The sequence below is a fragment of the Pseudomonas sp. BF-R-24 genome, assembly GCF_019947335.1.
GTDB lineage: Bacteria > Pseudomonadota > Gammaproteobacteria > Pseudomonadales > Pseudomonadaceae > Aquipseudomonas > Aquipseudomonas jessenii.
Genome location: NZ_JAGYGG010000042.1, coordinates 19,537 through 36,432 on the forward strand (window position 1 = coordinate 19,537; position 16,896 = coordinate 36,432).

At 60.6% G+C, this 16,896-nt stretch carries 11 protein-coding genes; 5 read left to right on the top strand and 6 right to left on the bottom strand.

What is annotated here, in order from left to right:
* Position 1: 1 nt before the first annotated feature.
* The gene (locus KGA98_RS24385; RefSeq protein WP_007946948.1) at positions 2–1,165 is read right to left on the bottom strand and encodes an isovaleryl-CoA dehydrogenase; all 1,164 of its coding nucleotides are present in this window, start codon (positions 1,163–1,165) and stop codon (positions 2–4) included.
* 248 nt (positions 1,166–1,413) lie between these two features.
* Between KGA98_RS24385 and KGA98_RS24390 the strand changes: the two genes are divergently transcribed.
* Positions 1,414–3,111: an AMP-binding protein gene (locus KGA98_RS24390; protein ID WP_223504166.1), complete on the top strand. Its 1,698-nt coding sequence runs from the start codon at positions 1,414–1,416 to the stop codon at positions 3,109–3,111.
* A 691-nt stretch (positions 3,112–3,802) separates the two neighbouring features.
* Here the strand turns inward: KGA98_RS24390 and KGA98_RS24395 are convergent.
* From KGA98_RS24395 to KGA98_RS24405, 3 genes are all read right to left on the bottom strand, one after another.
* On the bottom strand, positions 3,803–4,702 hold the full coding sequence (locus KGA98_RS24395) for a hydroxymethylglutaryl-CoA lyase (RefSeq protein ID WP_150812596.1): 900 nt from the start codon (positions 4,700–4,702) through the stop codon (positions 3,803–3,805).
* Positions 4,703–4,848: 146 nt separating this feature from the next.
* Positions 4,849–5,250 carry a MerR family transcriptional regulator gene (locus KGA98_RS24400; protein ID WP_057714129.1) on the bottom strand — a complete coding sequence of 134 codons (402 nt, stop codon included), beginning with the start codon at positions 5,248–5,250 and terminating at the stop codon, positions 4,849–4,851.
* A 206-nt stretch (positions 5,251–5,456) separates the two neighbouring features.
* Positions 5,457–6,386 carry a LysR family transcriptional regulator gene (locus tag KGA98_RS24405; RefSeq protein ID WP_090456650.1) on the bottom strand — a complete coding sequence of 310 codons (930 nt, stop codon included), beginning with the start codon at positions 6,384–6,386 and terminating at the stop codon, positions 5,457–5,459.
* Between the two features lie 165 nt (positions 6,387–6,551).
* Between KGA98_RS24405 and KGA98_RS24410 the strand changes: the two genes are divergently transcribed.
* Positions 6,552–7,781 carry an acyl-CoA dehydrogenase gene (locus KGA98_RS24410; protein WP_095059574.1) on the top strand — a complete coding sequence of 410 codons (1,230 nt, stop codon included), beginning with the start codon at positions 6,552–6,554 and terminating at the stop codon, positions 7,779–7,781.
* A gap of 125 nt (positions 7,782–7,906) precedes the next feature.
* Here the strand turns inward: KGA98_RS24410 and KGA98_RS24415 are convergent, their stop codons facing one another.
* Complete coding sequence (locus tag KGA98_RS24415; RefSeq protein WP_150812597.1) at positions 7,907–9,247, bottom strand: phosphate ABC transporter substrate-binding/OmpA family protein; 1,341 nt, start codon at positions 9,245–9,247, stop codon at positions 7,907–7,909.
* A gap of 190 nt (positions 9,248–9,437) precedes the next feature.
* Positions 9,438–10,250, bottom strand: a complete 813-nt coding sequence (gene xthA / locus KGA98_RS24420; protein WP_057714133.1) for an exodeoxyribonuclease III — start codon at positions 10,248–10,250, stop codon at positions 9,438–9,440.
* A 285-nt stretch (positions 10,251–10,535) separates the two neighbouring features.
* Here xthA and KGA98_RS24425 point away from each other — a divergent pair, with 285 nt between their 5' ends.
* The 3 genes from KGA98_RS24425 to KGA98_RS24435 all read left to right on the top strand — a co-directional run bounded on the left by KGA98_RS24425 (position 10,536) and on the right by KGA98_RS24435 (position 16,660).
* Positions 10,536–11,186, top strand: a complete 651-nt coding sequence (locus tag KGA98_RS24425) for a GNAT family N-acetyltransferase (protein ID WP_223504168.1) — start codon at positions 10,536–10,538, stop codon at positions 11,184–11,186.
* A gap of 78 nt (positions 11,187–11,264) precedes the next feature.
* Positions 11,265–12,992, top strand: coding sequence for an autotransporter assembly complex protein TamA (locus KGA98_RS24430; RefSeq protein WP_223504170.1), 1,728 nt, complete (start codon positions 11,265–11,267; stop codon positions 12,990–12,992).
* The gene (locus tag KGA98_RS24435; protein WP_223504172.1) at positions 12,989–16,660 is read left to right on the top strand and encodes a translocation/assembly module TamB domain-containing protein; all 3,672 of its coding nucleotides are present in this window, start codon (positions 12,989–12,991) and stop codon (positions 16,658–16,660) included. The genes KGA98_RS24430 and KGA98_RS24435 overlap by 4 nt, the downstream gene beginning before the upstream one ends.
* The last annotated feature ends 236 nt before the right edge of the window (positions 16,661–16,896 follow it).

Here is a 16,896-nt window from a genome sequence, read left to right on the forward strand (position 1 = left end):
TTTAGCGGGTTTCGTTGAACAGTTCGCGACCGATCAGCATGCGACGGATCTCACTGGTGCCCGCGCCGATTTCGTACAGCTTGGCGTCACGCAACAGACGGCCGGCCGGGAATTCATTGATGTAGCCGTTGCCACCGAGAATCTGGATCGCGTCGAGGGCCATTTGCGTAGCGCGTTCGGCGCTGTAGAGGATCACGCCGGCGGCGTCCTTGCGCGTGGTCTCGCCGCGCTCGCAAGCCTGGGCCACGGCATACAGGTAGGCGCGGCTGGCGTTGAGTTGGGTGTACATGTCGGCGACCTTGCCCTGGATCAGCTGGAATTCGCCGATGCTTTGGCCGAACTGCTTGCGGTCGTGGATGTACGGCACGATCAGGTCCATGCACGCCTGCATGATCCCGGTCGGGCCGCCGGAGAGCACGACGCGCTCGTAGTCGAGGCCGCTCATCAGCACTTTCACGCCGCCATTGAGCACGCCGAGGATATTTTCTTCCGGTACCTCGACGTCATCGAAAAACAGCTCGCAGGTGTTCGAACCGCGCATGCCGAGCTTGTCGAACTTGTTGCTGCGGCTGAAGCCTTTCCAGTCGCGCTCGACGATGAAGGCGGTGATGCCGTGAGGGCCTTTTTCCAGGTCGGTCTTGGCGTAGATCACGTAGGTGTTGGCGTCCGGACCGTTGGTGATCCAGGTCTTGCTGCCGTTGAGCACGTACTTGTCGCCGCGTTTATCGGCACGCAGTTTCATCGACACCACGTCGGAACCGGCATTCGGTTCGCTCATGGCCAAAGCGCCGATGTGCTCGCCGCTGATCAGCTTCGGCAGGTATTTGGATTTCTGCTCGTGGTTGCCGTTACGGTTGATCTGGTTGACGCACAGGTTGGAGTGCGCGCCGTAGGACAACGCCACCGAAGCCGAGCCACGGCTGATTTCTTCCATGGCCACCACGTGGGCCAGGTAACCCAGGCCGGCGCCGCCGTACTCTTCCGGCACGGTAATGCCCAGCAGGCCCATGTCGCCGAACTTGCGCCACAGGTCGGCGGGGAACAGGTTGTCGATGTCGATCTGAGCGGCGCGCGGGGCGATCTCCTTGGCGACGAAGGACTGAACCTGATCGCGCAGCATGTCGATGGTTTCACCGAGGGCAAAGTTCAGGGATGGATAGCTCATGGGTCACCTTTTGGCTTTTTTGTAGGGTGGGGAGGCCGTGATTGGGTTCTCACCTTTACGTTAACGTAAGCCTGTGACGAATGGCTGTCAATCACCCTTTACGTTAACGTCAACTTGGGTGATTCTGTAGGAGCGAGCTTTCTCGCGAAGGACGTCAACGATAACCCGTGTTGTCTGGATAAACGCGTTGCCTTGACGTTCTTCGCGAGCAAGCTCGCTCCTACAAAATAAAGACAATAGGGGTCGTCATGGATCAACCCAGTGCAAGCCCGCAACGCAGTTACACCCGTGGTTCCCAGGACAAAGCCTTGCTGGCGATGACCATCGGCCAGGCGTTCGACAACACGGTTGCGCAGTACCCGGACGGGGAGGCGCTGGTGGTGCGCCATCAACAGCTGCGTTATACCTGGCGGCAATTGGCCGAGGCCGCGGACCTGCACGCCAGGGCACTGCTGGCGCTGGGGCTGCAAGCCGGGGACCGCCTCGGTATCTGGGCGCCGAACTGTGCGCAGTGGTGCATCAGCCAAATTTCCACCGCGAAAATCGGCGTGATCCTGGTCAACATCAATCCGGCGTATCGCAGTTCCGAACTCGAATACGTGTTGAAGCAATCCGGCTGCCAATGGCTGGTGTGTGCCGGGGCCTTCAAGACCTCGAACTATCACGCCATGGTGCAGGGCCTGGTGCCGGAACTGGCGGAGCAGTCCATCGGTAAATTGCTCAGCGAGCGGTTGCCGGAGTTGCGCGGCGTGATCAGCCTGGATGTGCAGCCGCCCAGCGGTTTCCTGCCCTGGTCGCAACTGACGGATCTGGCTGGCAGCGTGTCTCCTGAACAATTGCGCGAGCGTCAGGAAAGCCTGCATTTCGACCAGGCGGTGAACATCCAGTACACCTCTGGCACCACCGGTTTTCCCAAGGGCGCGACCCTCAGTCACTACAACATTCTCAACAACGGTTACATGGTTGGCGAGAGCCTGGGCTTGACGGCGGCCGATCGCCTGGTGATCCCGGTGCCGCTGTATCACTGCTTCGGCATGGTCATGGGCAATCTTGGCTGCATCACCCATGGCAGTACGATGATTTACCCGAACGACGCGTTCGATCCGTTGCTGACCCTGGGCACTGTGGCCGAAGAAAAGGCCACCGCGCTGTACGGCGTACCGACCATGTTCATCGCCATGCTCGATCAACCTCAGCGTGCCGGGTTCGACCTGTCGAGCCTGCGCACCGGGATCATGGCGGGCGCAACCTGCCCTATCGAGGTGATGCGCCGGGTCATCAGCGAAATGCACATGAGCGAAGTGCAGATTGCCTACGGCATGACGGAAACCAGTCCGGTGTCGTTGCAGACCGGTCCTTCAGACGACCTGGAACTGCGCGTGACCACCGTCGGCCGCACCCAGCCGCAACTGGAAAGCAAGATCATCGATGAAGCGGGCAACCTGGTGCCGCGTGGCACCATCGGTGAGCTATGCACCCGCGGTTACAGCGTGATGCTCGGCTATTGGAACAACCCTGAAGGCACGGCGGACGCCATCGATCAGGCTGGGTGGATGCACACCGGCGACCTGGCGAGCATGAACGACGAGGGTTACGTGTGCATTGCCGGGCGCAACAAGGACATGATCATCCGTGGTGGTGAGAATATTTACCCGCGGGAGCTGGAAGAATTTTTCTTCACTCATCCGGCCGTTGCGGATGTGCAGGTGATCGGCATTCCTTGCTCGCGCTACGGCGAAGAGATTGTCGCCTGGATCAAGTTCCACCCCGGCCACAGCGCTACCGAGCAAGAGCTGCAAGCCTGGTGCAAGGAGCGCATCGCGCACTTCAAGACGCCGCGCTACTTCAAGTTCGTCGAGGAGTTTCCGATGACGGTGACTGGCAAGATCCAGAAATTCCGGATGCGCGAGATCAGTATCGAGGAGTTGCGCATCAACAAGGACTGACTCTTTCCCCTGTAGGAGCGAGCCTGCTCGCGAAGAACTCAAGCGTGTCGCGTTGATCCAGGATGAGCGCGTTATCGTTGACGACCTTCGCGAGCAAGCTCGCTCCTGCAAGGGGTCGTGGAAATCTCAAATGCCAGACAGCACAAAGGGGAGCCGAAGCTCCCCTTTAATTTTCGTTGCGCGTGCTCTTTTTTTATTATTGAGGGTCGGTCTGTTTTTGTTTTTGGCAACCGTTGCCCTTTACCGCTGTTTTTGGCGATCCCCATTCGGAATCAAGAGCAAACGTATTTTTTTGAGCGCTGATCTACTTTCTCGCTAAGCGATCCAACCAGTTCGGGAGCTACCTGAAGGTAGTTTTATTATTCTCTGCCCGGTTGCGGGTAACTCCGAAAAGCACCCTGAAAAGCACATCTTCTCCAAAAAAATCTGTTAGCTGCGTCTCTGCCGTGTTGTTTTTGTTATGTCAGAGTCGTTACGTCTTGTTTTTATTAGGTTTGCCGCAATTTTTTTATTCTTGTTATGCGATAGATATAGCAGGAGGCGTGCCAACTTTATAAAAGCCTTTAAAATCAATGGTTTGAAAATTTGTAGGGTTTTGCGCCTCAGGCAAAACCCTACAATTTGTTTCCGTGTTACTCGCTTGTGCCCACGTTTGAGTCCGTGCGGTAACACCCGGACACACTCAGCGCACTCACTGTGCGCTGCGGGCCTTGGCCACGCGGGAGCCGGTAGGGCGACCCAATACCGTGCAAATCTGCTGGCCGGCGAGCATCAAGGCGTCGAGGTCGATTCCGGTGTCGATGCCCAGGCCGTTGAGCAGGTAAACCACGTCTTCGGTGGCGACGTTACCGCTGGCGCCCTTGGCGTAGGGGCAGCCGCCGAGACCTGCGATGGAGCTGTCGAACACCGAGATGCCTTCCAGCAGGCTGGCGTAGATGTTGGCCACAGCCTGACCGTAGGTGTCGTGGAAGTGCCCGGCGAGTTTCTCCCGGGGCACCTCCTTCGATACCACTTCAAACATCTTGCGGGTTGCGCCAGCGGTGCCGGTGCCGATGGTGTCCCCCAGCGAGACCTCATAGCAGCCCATGGCATACAGCTCGCGGGCGACCACGGCGACCTGCTCCGGGGCGACATGACCTTCATAGGGGCAGCCCAGCACGCAGGACACATACCCGCGCACAGTCACCCCATGTTGTCTGGCGGCGTCCATGATCGGCCCGAAACGCTCCAGGCTTTCGCTGATCGAGCAATTGATGTTGCGCCGGGAAAACGCTTCGGACGCCGCCGCGAACACGGCCACTTCCTTGACCCCGGCGGCGAGGGCATCTTCGAAACCGCGCAGGTTGGGGGCGAGCGCGCCGTAGACCACGCCAGGTTTGCGCTGGATCTGCGCGAAGACCTCAGCGGAGCCGGCCATCTGCGGCACCCACTTGGGCGAAACGAAACTGCCGACTTCGATATAGCCGAGCCCGGCTGCGGTCAGTGCGTCAACCAGTTGCACCTTATCGGTAACACTGATGGGTTGGGCTTCATTTTGCAGGCCGTCGCGTGGGCCGACTTCGACAATGCGTACGTGGGTGGGGAGGGGCATGGGGTTCGACCTGTGCTGATTGTTCGGAGAACCCTGTAGGAGCGAGCCTGCTCGCGATGGGCTCCCAGGCACCGTGTTTATCCAGCAAACACGCGTTATCGTTAACGACCATCGCGAGCAGGCTCGCTCCTACAAGGGGTCGGGTTTTACTGAATGACTTCCTGGCTTTTGAGCGTCTGCTCCAGCGCCTGCACGCAGCGCTCTTCGGCAGTATCGAGTTCCAGTTTCATCTGTTCGATGTCCAGCATTTGCTGTTCAAGCTGTTCCCGGCGCTCGCTGATTTTCGCCAGCATGCTGTGCAACTGTTTGGTGTTACCGCTGGACGGGTCGTAGAGCTCGATCAGCTCGCGGCATTCAGCCAGGGAGAAACCGATGCGCTTGCCCCGCAGGATCAGCTTCAGGCTGACCTTGTCGCGGGGTGAGTAAATGCGTTCCTGGCCACGACGCTCGGGGCTGAGCAGGCCTTGCTCTTCATAAAAGCGAATGGCACGGGTGGTGATGTCGAGCTCGCGGGCGAGATCGGAAATGCTGTAGGTCTGGCTGCTCATGGACGCGCTCGCAAAAGGTCATGGCGCTAAGCTAATGGCAGGTTGACGTTTACGTCAAGGGGCAGTGTTTTTCGCTGTTCTTACTGGCCTCTTCGCGAGCAAGCCCGCTCCCACAGGGATCTGTGTAGGACACAAGTATTGTGTCCACTGAAGATCCAATGTGGGAGCGGGCTTGCTCGCGAAGAACGGTAACGCGGTGTAGCGCCCTACACCTTCTCGAGCTTTTTCTCCTGCGCCGTCACCTGCTGGCACAACTCGATCATCTGCTCGCGCATCCAGCGGTTCGCCGGGTCCTGGTCAGTGCTTTCGTGCCAGTAGAGGTGGGTTTCCACCGGCGGTACATCGTTGACAGGCAGATAAAAGGCGTGCAAATCGTTACGACGGGCGAAGCGTTCCGGTACGGTCATGACCATGTCGGTCTGCTGCAACACTTGCGAGGCCATCAGGTAATGCTGGGAGCGCAGGGCGATCTTGCGCTGGATGCCCATCTTGCCCAGCGCCAGGTCGACATAGCCGAGGCCGCTGCGACGACTGGAAATATGGATGTGGGTCAGGCTCAGGTAATCGTCCAGTGTGAGTTTTTCCTTGCCCGCCAGCGGATGCCCCTTGCGCATGGCGCACACGTAGCGGTCCTCCATCAACTTGACGTGACGCACCTGCGGGTCGGTGTTGAGCGGCGCATCCACCGCGAAGTCGAGGCGACCGGCGGCCAGTTCCTTGGTGGTTTCGCGACGTTTGGACAGGAAGCTTTCGATGATCACCGCCGGAGCCAGGCGGCGCAGGCGCTGGAACAGCGGCGGCAGGATCACCGCTTCGGTCAGGTCGGTCATGCTGATGCGATAGGTCTTGACCGCTTGCTGCGGGTTGAAAATGCGGCTTTCCTGCACCGACACGCGCAGCAGCGAGAGCGCGTTGCGTACCGGGCCGATGATGTTCTGCGCCATGGGCGTGGGCACCATGCCCTGGGCTGTGCGCACGAACAACGGGTCGTTGAAGGTCTCGCGCAACCGGGCCAGAGCGTTCGACACCGCTGGCTGGGTAATGCCCACAATCTGCCCGGCGCGGGTCAGGTTGGCTTCGGTGTAGATCGCGTCGAAGACGATGAAAAGGTTGAGATCGACCTTGCTCAGATTCATTACGCGGCTCTCTTATTGTGTGGGCGGGCTGACCGTGACGATCAGCCGATCATATATCGGTGATGAATGTTTATACACGCCGAGAATAGGCTAGGTAAATTATCAACGCTGTTCTAGCATCGATACATGACCTAAAACAACCTCCCCCAAGAAGGTATCTCGCTCATGGATTTCGCTTATTCGCCCAAGGTTCAGGAACTGCGTGAGCGCGTAACAGCGTTCATGGACACCTACGTCTATCCCGCCGAAGCCGTGTTCGAGCGCCAGGTCGCCGAGGGCGATCGCTGGCAGCCGACGGCGATCATGGAAGAACTGAAACTCAAGGCCAAGGCCGAAGGCCTGTGGAATTTGTTTCTGCCTGAGTCCGAACTGGGTGCCGGCCTGACCAACCTCGAATACGCGCCACTGGCGGAAATCATGGGCCGCTCGCTGCTGGGGCCAGAGCCGTTCAACTGCTCGGCACCGGACACCGGCAACATGGAAGTGCTGGTGCGTTACGCCAACGAAGAGCAGAAACAACGCTGGCTCGAACCGCTGCTGCGCGGCGAGATCCGCTCGGCGTTCGCCATGACCGAACCGGATGTCGCGTCCTCCGACGCCACCAACATGGCCGCCCGTGCCGTGCGCGATGGCGACGAGTGGGTGATCAACGGCAAGAAATGGTGGACCTCGGGTGCTTGCGACCCGCGCTGCAAAATCCTGATTTTCATGGGGCTGAGCAATCCGGATGCGCCACGTCACGCCCAGCACTCCATGATTCTGGTGCCGGTGGATGCGCCCGGTGTGAAGATCGTGCGCCCACTGCCGGTGTTCGGTTACGACGATGCACCTCATGGGCACGCCGAAGTGCATTTCGAAAACGTGCGGGTGCCCTACGAAAACGTCCTGCTGGGCGAAGGACGCGGCTTCGAAATTGCTCAAGGTCGCCTTGGCCCTGGCCGGATTCACCATTGCATGCGTTCGATCGGCATGGCCGAGCGCGCCCTGGAACTGATGTGCAAGCGCTCGGTGAACCGCACAGCGTTCGGCAAGCCTCTGGCACGCCTGGGCGGCAACATCGACAAGATCGCCGACTCGCGGATGGAAATCGACATGGCACGCCTGCTGACGTTGAAAGCGGCGTACATGATGGACACCGTCGGCAACAAAGTGGCGAAAAGCGAGATCGCGCAGATCAAGGTCGTCGCGCCAAACGTGGCATTGCGGGTGATCGACCGGGCGATCCAGATCCATGGCGGGGCAGGGGTTTCCAACGATTTCCCGCTGGCCTACATGTATGCAATGCAACGCACCCTGCGCTTGGCCGACGGCCCGGACGAAGTGCACCGTGCGGCAATCGGCAAGTTCGAAATCGGCAAATATGTGCCGAAAGAGATGATGCGTAGCGGACACTAAGACCGCGGCGCCTGCCATTCGCGAGCAAGCCCGCTCCCACATTGGATCTCTCCACGGCGAAGATTCAGTGTGGGAGCGGGCTTGCTCGCGAAGGCGTCATTCCATTCAATGCACCAACATCTGGCTCAATACACCCAAACCTCAACCCGCCGATTCTTGATCCTTCCCTCATCGGCGCTATTGGCCGCCACCGGCATTTCGGCACCGAATCCGCGAATCTCGCGAAACACCACGCCGCTCTTCACCAACTCCCGCCGTACCGCCATGGCCCGCAGCTTCGACAACAGATCGGCGCGCGCCGGGTCGCTCTTGGCATCGCCAAACCCCACCAGCGTCACTTGCCCAGCCGTTTTGTCGTGCTGCTTTATATAGTCGAGCACCCGCCACAGGTCTTGTCGGGCCTTGTTGTCCAGGGTGGCGCTGCCTTCCTCGAAACGGAAGTTCACCGACAACCGTTGAGCATGTCTGCTTAGCGCCTGATAACCCTCTGGCATCAACGCATTGGGGGTAACGGCCATGGCCTGGACGGTTTGGGCAATAAAACCGTTGGCGGCCACAATGGCCTGACCCTTAGTGCTTTGGGCAAACGCCACCAGGGCGTTGGCCCAGGGATTTTTCCCGTTGGGTGGCAGATAGAAGAACAGCCGACGGGACAGCGGATAATCTTCCGTGGCAATCAGGCTGTTGAGCGGCGGCATGGCTTGCGATTGACCGTCGACAATGGCCACGGCTTTAGCCTGGCGCACGTAGGGCAAACCGATGAAACCGATGCCTTGCGGGTCTGCGCTGACCGCATCGGACAGTTGCTCGCTGGACTCGAAGCGCTTCGCCGTACCGCCGAGGATTTTCCCGTGGCCGCTGAGGACCAGTTCCTTGAAGGTGTCGTAGGTCCCGGACTGATTATCCCGTGCATACAGATGAATCGGCCCGCCGCGACCGCCAACGTCTTCCCAGCTCTTCACCTCGCCACTGAAAATGCGCGCCAGTTGCACGGTGTCGAGTTGGTTCAGCGGATTGTCCGGATGAAGGATGATCGCCAGGCCATCGATGGCAATGACCTGTTCGGCGCTCGGACTTTTCAAGTCACCGAGCGATTGCAGGCTGGCCAGTTCGCTGTCCTTGATCGGGCGCGACGAGGCGGCCAGATCGGCGCTGGCTGCTTTGAGTGCAGTGAAACCGGTGCTGGAGCCATGGGCCGCTACCTCCACCACGACCCGACGGCCCTGAACGGTTTCGCCGACGATGCGCAGTTCGTTGGCGGTGTCCGGGGTTTCACGGCGGATCTTGCGCAGGCCCTGTTCACTCAACAGACCCTCTACCAGCGCCGGCCCCAATGCCGCACCGATGGTGTTGGAACCCTGAATCCGCAGCGCCGGGCCGTGTTCGGGTGTCGGCAAGTCGCCGGCCGAGGCCGCCTGCGGCAAGCCCGTGCACAGCATCAACAGGAACAACACGCGCAGCATCATGCCGGCACCATATATAGCCAAAGGAGGTGTCGGGAGATTAAGTCAGTAAGGTTTCCGAAAAATGACGCTTTGCAAATGTGGGAGCGGGCTTGCTCGCGAAGGGGCCATAACATTCAATGTCGATGTTGAATGTAAGACCGCCTTCGCGAGCAAGCCCGCTCCCACAAGGTATTGATGTGTCTGTTAGATGTCAGCTCAACTCAAGCCAGATCGGCGCATGGTCCGAAGGTTTTTCCATGCCTCGCAGTTCATAGTCCACACCGGCGGCCTTCACCCGTGGCAACAGGCCGTGGGAGGCGAGGATCAGGTCGATGCGCAGGCCACGCTTGGGCTCGTCTTCGAAGCCACGGCTGCGATAGTCGAACCAGCTGAAGGTGTCGGTCACGTCCGGGTTCAAGTGACGGAAACTGTCGACCAGGCCCCAGTTTTTCAGGCGGGCCATCCACTCGCGCTCTTCCGGCAGGAAGCTGCACTTGCCGGTTTTCAGCCAGCGCTTCATGTTGTCCGGGCCGATGCCGATGTCGCAGTCTTCCGGGGAAATGTTCACATCGCCCATCACCACCAGCGGCTGGTCGTTCTTGAACTGGCTTTCCAGCAATTGCTGCAAATCGCCGTAGAAACGCTGCTTGGCCGGGAACTTGGTCGGGTGGTCGCGGCTTTCGCCCTGTGGGAAATAACCGTTCATGATAGTCACCGGCACGCCGTTGGCGTCGGCGAAGGTGCCCCAGATGAAGCGCCGCTGGGCGTCTTCTTCGTCGGTGGCGAAACCTTTATGCAGGGCCAGCGGCTCCTGGCGCGAGAGCAGGGCGACGCCGTAATGGCCTTTTTGCCCGTGGAAGTACACGTGATAACCCAGGGCCTGCACCTCGGCGAGCGGGAACTGTTCGTCGTGAACCTTGGTTTCCTGCAAGCCGATCACATCGGGCTGGTGCTTTTCGATCAGCGCCGCCAGCTGATGGGGGCGGGCGCGCAGCCCGTTGATGTTGAAGGAGACGATCTTCATGGTCGGCAGTCCTGGCAAAAGGGCGATGCTAGCTGACATGTGGGAATCGGGCCAGTGTGGGGTGAGGGGATTCGGCTGTGCCTGTCAGATGTGTATGGGCAGTGATGGCCCTTTCGCGAGCAAGCCCGCTCCCACAAAAGCAAGGCTGGCGCATCACCTGTGGGAGCGGGCTTGCTCGCGAAGGCGATTTCATTGCCTACACTCATTTCGGAACTGTGTCAGCGCCAACAGGCTCGTAACAACAAGAGCGCAGCCACCCGAGCTGTGCCGGGGAGATCAACCGTCATGCCCGAAACCTCGACCGCCATCGCCGATATTCACATGCTCGACAGCGGCTACGGCCGCGAAGCGCGTTCGTTGCTGTACCAGGCTTATCGACACGAGCCGACCTTCGGTTATCTGTTCGAAGCCGAGCGCCCCGGCTACGAACAGCGGGTTCGCGCCACCGTGCGCGAGTTGGTGACCCAGCACTTTTTTCAGGACCTGCCGGCCATCGGCCTGCTGGTCAACGACCGCCTGATCGGCATCGCCCTGATCGCACCGCCACAACGTCGCCTCGGCGTCACCGAAAGTTGGGCCTGGCGCCTGCGCATGGTGCTCAGTACGGGATTTCGCTGCACCCGTCGCTACCTCGAATATCACGCGGCCGTGGAGGCCTGTGTGCCGAATGAATCGGTGCACGTCCTGCCGTTGCTGGGGGTTCATCCGCAGTTCCAGGGCAAACATTTCGGCGAACAACTGTTGCAAGCCGTGCACAACTGGTGCGCCGTGGATGAAAACTCACAGGGCGTGATCCTCGATACCGGGAACCCTCGCTACCTGGAGTTCTATAAGCGCCAGGGCTATCAGGAAATCGGTGAAGTTGCCGTAGGACCGATTCGCGAGCACGTGTTTTTTCACCCCAATCCCCAGGTGTTACATACTGCAACCGCTTGAACGGCGAACTTTCTTTGCATGTCAGGCTTCATCACGCTTCCATGTTCATGATCCATGCTCGTGATAGCATCCGCGCCTATGAAGTTTCCAGGAAGAATTACCAGCGGTGTGCTGATGCTGATGACCAGCTGCGCAGCGCTGGCACAAAGCGAATTGGATGTACGGATCAAACCGTCCAATGACGAGCTGAAAGCCAATATCGAAGGCTATATCGGCAGCCTCGGCGATCGCGATGAAGAAGCGTTGCTGCGCTTCAGCCGTGGCGCCGAAGAACAGGCGCGCAAGGCCGCCCAGGCCTTGGGCTATTATCAGCCGCACATCGACAGTGAAGTGAAGGGCGGCGAAAAGCCGCGCCTGGTGTTGACGGTCGACCCCGGCGAGCCGGTGCACTTGCGCAACGTCACGGTGCGCGTCGACGGTCCGGCAGCCTCCCTCAAGGCCTTTCGAATTCCCAAAAGCGACGCGCTCAAGCCCGGCGCCGTGCTCAACCATGGGCATTACGAGGACGCCAAGCGCCTGATCCAGAATCAGGCTTCGCGTTATGGCTTTTTCAGAGGCCGTTTCACCCGTTCAAAATTGTCGGTCGATCCGCGGGCCGGCGTTGCCGATATCGAACTGATCTATGAAAGCGGTCCGCGCTATACCTTGGGCAAGGTCAGTTTCGAGGGCGATACGCCGTTCGATGACGAGTTGCTGCAACGCATGGTGCCGTTCAAGACCGGCACGCCGTATGACTCGGAGCTGATCGCCGAACTCAACCAGAATCTGCAATCGAGCGGCTACTTCGAAGGCGTGCGCGTGGACGCGGCACCCACGGCGTCCAGGGACGAGGCGATCCCGGTGGACGTCAAGCTCGAAACCCGCAAGCCGCGGACCATGGGCCTGGGCCTGGGTTTCTCCACCGACGTCGGCCCGCGGGCCAAGGCCAACTGGACCCGGCACTGGGTCAACGCGCAAGGGCACAGTTATGGCTGGGAAACCGAAGTCTCGGCACCTCGGCAAAACGTCGGGCTGTTCTACGACATTCCGCTGGACCCGCCACTGACCGACAAACTGCGTTTTGCCGGTGGCTACCAGAATGAAGAAATCGCCGATAAGGACAGCCACAGCAAGCTGCTGACCCTCGGCCCCGAGTGGCACAGCAAACTGCCCAGCGGCTGGCAGCGGGTGGTATCGCTGAAGTGGCAGCGCGAGGATTACCAACTGGGCGACGACTCGGGACTCAGTACCTTGCTGATGCCCGGTGTGAGCTATTCGTACCTCAAAAGCGACAACCGCATCGACCCGCACAACGGCTATCGCCTGCAATTCGAATCCAAAGTGGCCAAGGAAGGTCTGGGTTCCGACAGCAACCTGCTCTACGGCACGGCATTGGTCAAAGGCCTGACCACGGTGTTCGATAAACACCGCCTCCTCGGGCGGGTGCAGGTCGGCGGCAGTGCCACCAACGGTTTCAAATCGGTGCCGCCATCGCTGCGCTTCTTCGCCGGTGGCGACCAGAGCGTGCGTGGCTACGACTATCAGAGCCTGTCCCCGGAAAACTCCGACGGCGACCGCATTGGTGGCCGCTACATGGTCGCCGCCAGCGCGGAGTATCAGTATTCCATCGCCGAAAAATGGCGGATCGCGACCTTTGTCGATCAGGGCAACTCCTTCAACACGCTCGAACTGCCGAACCTCAAGACCGGGGTCGGTATCGGCGTGCGCTGGGTATCGCCGGTGGGGCCGATCCGCCTCGACCTGGCCCACGCGCTGGACGACGATGGCGGTATTCGACTGCACTTTTCCATGGGGCCTGAGCTTTGAAGCGTGGTTTGAAAGCAACACTGCTGACGATGGCGGCGCTGCTGGCAGTGGTTGCCCTGACGCTGGCCACGGTGCTGGGCACGGCGACGGGCAGCCGCTGGGCATTGGGTTTCGTGCCGGGCTTGACCCTGGAAAACTTCCAGGGCCGGCTGGGCGGGCGGTGGAGTGCCGACCGGGTGCTGTGGCAGCAGGACAGCAACCGGGTTGAACTAAGCAAGGTGATTTTCGCCTGGTCGCCGTTGTGCCTGACCCGCATGACCCTGTGCATCGAGCAATTGCAGGCCGATCAGGTCAGCCTGACGTTCCCGCCGGGTGCCGAAGAGCCAGACAGCGGCCCGATCACGCTCCCGGAGCTGAAGTTACCGTTGGCCCTCGAACTGGGAGAGATCAAGGTCGGCAGCCTGTTGTTCAACGGCAGCGAAGAGCTCAAGGGCCTGCAACTGGCGGCGCACTGGACGACGGCCGGTTTGAAGATCGACGCGCTATCGATACAGCGCGATGATCTGAGCCTGAACCTCTCCGGCCTGTTGCAACCTTCCGGCAACTGGCCCCTCAGCGCCTCCGGCAAGCTGACCCTGTTGTCGACACCTGCCCCCCTGGCGCTGGCGCTGAAAGTCGACGGCGACCTGCTCAAGACCCTGAACCTGAACGCCGACAGCAGCGGTTACCTCAACGGGCAACTGACCGGCGAACTGCAACCGCTGGTGGAAAACCTGCCGGCCAAGGTGCGGATCACCGCCGATGGCTTCAAGCCCAGTGCCGATCTGCCGGACACCCTGCAACTCAATCAGCTTGAACTCACGGGGGCAGGCGACTTGAAGAACGGCTACGCGCTGCTCGGCAAAGCCACGTTGCCCGCCGAGCAAGGGCCCGTCACCCTGGCGCTGCAAGGCAAGGTCGACGCCAAGGGCGCGCAGATCGCCGCGCTGGACCTGACCGCCAACGACAAGCAAAGCCTCAAGCTCACCGGACAGCTGGATTGGAGCAAGGGCTTGAGCGCCGAGGCGAAGATCGACTGGCTGGATTTCCCGTGGCACAGGCTCTATCCGCTCATCGACGAACCGCAGGTAGCGCTTCGCACGTTCACCGGCGAAGTCTCTTACACCGACGGCAAGTACCTCGGGCATTTCGCCGCGGCGGCGGATGGTCCGGCCGGCGCCTTCACCCTGGCTAGCCCTTTCGCGGGCGACCTGACGAAAATCTACCTGCAACAGATTCAACTCCAGGCCGGGCAGGGCAAGGCTGAAGGGCACCTGAACCTGCAATTTGCCGACGGCATTGCCTGGGACACCGCGCTGGACCTGTCGGCGATCAACCCGGCGTACTGGGTCGCGGAGCTGCCGGGCACACTGGCCGGGCCGTTGCGCAGCACGGGTGAGATGAAGAACGAGGTGCTCAGCCTCAACGCCGACCTGGACCTCAAGGGCAAACTGCGCGGTCAGCCGGCGGTGATCCAGGCCAAGGCCGATGGCCGTGGCGAGCAATGGAACCTCAATACCCTGCAAGTTCGCCTCGGCGATAACAGCATCAGCGGCAAAGGCAGCCTGCAACAGAAACTCGCCGGCCAGATCGATCTCAAGTTGCCGCGCCTGGCCCAGCTCTGGCCGCAACTGCGCGGCCAGCTCAATGGCCGCGTGGATGTCGCCGGCACACTCAAGGCGCCCCAAGGCAAGCTTGACCTGCAAGGCTCGCAGCTGGCTTTCCAGGACCATCGCCTGCAAAGCCTGAACCTGGACGCCACGCTGGACAGTGCACAACGGGCGAAAGTCGACCTCAAGGGCAGCGGCATCCGGGCCGGTGACACTTCACTGGGAACCCTGACCGCCAGCGGCCAGGGCGATATCAAGAACCAGAAGCTGAACCTCGATCTGCAAGGGCCGAAGCTGAAACTGGCGCTGGGTCTGGACGGTGCGCTGGACAAAGGCAATTGGCGCGGACGCCTGGCCAGCGGTGATATCCAGGCCGGTGGCCAGGACTGGAAGCTGCAAGGGCCGGCGAAACTCGAACGTCTGGCGGACGGCAAAATCACCTTTGGCGCCCATTGCTGGGCCTCCGGCCAGGCCAGCCTCTGCGGTGAAGACTCGCGCCTGATGCCCGAGCCGAAGCTGCGTTATCACCTCAAGCAATTCCCGATCGACAGCCTCGCGCAGTGGTTGCCGAAGGATTTCGCCTGGCAGGGCCGGCTCAACGCCGAGCTGCAACTGGACCTGCCGGCCAGTGGCCCGAACGGCCAGGTCAGCGTCGATGCCGGTGGCGGCACGTTGCGCATCAAGGACAAGGACCAGTGGCTGGACTTCCCGTACCAGACCCTGAAACTCACCAGCAAACTCACGCCCAAGCGCATCGACACCGAGCTCAACTTCGTCGGTGGCAAACTCGGCGAACTGATGGTGCAGGCGCAGCTCAATCCGTTGCCGAAGAACAAACCGTTGAGCGGCTCGTTCCGCTTGAGCGGGCTGGACCTTTCAGTGGCGCGACCGTTCGTGCCGATGGTCGAGAAGCTGACCGGGCGCTTGAATGGCAGCGGCACGATTTCCGGTGGGCTGCTGGCACCGCAGGTCAATGGCAGCCTGCAACTCAGCGACGGTCAGATCTCCGGTCCTGAATTACCAATGGAGCTGAAAAATCTGCACCTCCAGGCGCTCATCGCCGGTGAAAGCGTGCAACTGAACGGTGGCTGGGACAGCGGCAAGGCCGGGCATGGCAGCCTGAACGGCAACGTCGCCTGGGGCCAGGCGCTGGTGGTGGATCTGGCGCTCAAGGGTTCGCAGTTGCCAGTCACCGTCGAGCCTTACGCCAAGCTGGAAGTCGCACCTGACCTGAAAATCTCGATGAAGGGCGATGAGTTGGCCATCGCCGGCAAAGTGCTGGTGCCCAGGGGCGACATCACCATTCGCGAGTTGCCGCCATCGACGGTCAAGGTCTCCGATGACACGGTGATCGTCGGTCAGCAGACCGAGGAGGGCAAGCCGCCGCTGGCAATGAAAATGGACATCGAAGTGCTGGTCGGTGAGGACAAGCTGAGCTTTGCAGGATTTGGCCTGACCGCGAATGTGCAGGGGCATGTGCACATCGGCGACAACATGGACACCCGTGGCGAGCTGTGGCTCAACGATGGGCGATATCGCGCCTACGGCCAGCGGCTATCGGTGCGCCGGGCACGCTTGCTGTTTGCAGGTCCCATCGATCAGCCGTACCTGGACATCGAGGCCATTCGCAAGACCGACGACATCATCGCCGGCATTCGTTTGAGTGGCAGCGCCGAGCAGCCGACCACGCAGATCTTCTCCGAACCGGCCATGAGCCAGGAGCAGGCCCTGTCCTATCTGGTGCTCGGGCGTCCGCTGAGCAGCAATGGCGAAGACAACAACATGCTCGCCCAGGCGGCCCTCGGGTTGGGCTTGATGGGCAGCTCCGGGGTGACCAGCGGCATCGCCAAGAACCTGGGCATCCAGGACTTCCAGCTGGACACCCAGGGCAGTGGCGATGCCACCAGTGTGGTGGCCAGCGGCAATATTTCCGAGAAGCTCAGCCTGCGCTATGGCGTCGGCGTGTTCGAACCGGCCAATACCATTGCCCTGCGCTACAAGCTGAGCAAAAGGGTCTACCTCGAAGCCGCCGGCGGCGTGGCCAGTTCGCTGGACATCTTCTACAAGCGGGATTTCTAGGCCTGCGTTTTCGTTAAAACCGAGTCGCCCCCATCGCGAGCAAGCTCGCTCCCACAAGGTCCAGTGCGATCCCTGTGGGAGCGAGCTTGCTCGCGATGGCGTCAGTGTGGCCGCAACAAATCCCGACGCCATTGATCAACTATTTACCAAGCATGCTAACTATTACGTTGACATTCGCTGCCTAGGCAGTAACATCTTGACATACATTCACTGCCTAGGCAGCTAATTGGTGGCCA

Bases quoted from the DNA above. Each gene is read 5' to 3' on its own strand.
- KGA98_RS24415 (WP_150812597.1), bottom strand. From the start codon at position 9,247: ATGATGCTGCGCGTGTTGTTCCTGTTGATGCTGTGCACGGGCTTGCCG.
- KGA98_RS24385 (WP_007946948.1), bottom strand. From the start codon at position 1,165: ATGAGCTATCCATCCCTGAACTTTGCCCTCGGTGAAACCATCGACATG.
- KGA98_RS24405 (WP_090456650.1), bottom strand. From the start codon at position 6,386: ATGAATCTGAGCAAGGTCGATCTCAACCTTTTCATCGTCTTCGACGCG.
- KGA98_RS24400 (WP_057714129.1), bottom strand. From the start codon at position 5,250: ATGAGCAGCCAGACCTACAGCATTTCCGATCTCGCCCGCGAGCTCGAC.
- KGA98_RS24395 (WP_150812596.1), bottom strand. From the start codon at position 4,702: ATGCCCCTCCCCACCCACGTACGCATTGTCGAAGTCGGCCCACGCGAC.
- KGA98_RS24410 (WP_095059574.1), top strand. From the start codon at position 6,552: ATGGATTTCGCTTATTCGCCCAAGGTTCAGGAACTGCGTGAGCGCGTA.
- KGA98_RS24425 (WP_223504168.1), top strand. From the start codon at position 10,536: ATGCCCGAAACCTCGACCGCCATCGCCGATATTCACATGCTCGACAGC.
- KGA98_RS24390 (WP_223504166.1), top strand. From the start codon at position 1,414: ATGGATCAACCCAGTGCAAGCCCGCAACGCAGTTACACCCGTGGTTCC.
- KGA98_RS24430 (WP_223504170.1), top strand. From the start codon at position 11,265: ATGAAGTTTCCAGGAAGAATTACCAGCGGTGTGCTGATGCTGATGACC.
- xthA (WP_057714133.1), bottom strand. From the start codon at position 10,250: ATGAAGATCGTCTCCTTCAACATCAACGGGCTGCGCGCCCGCCCCCAT.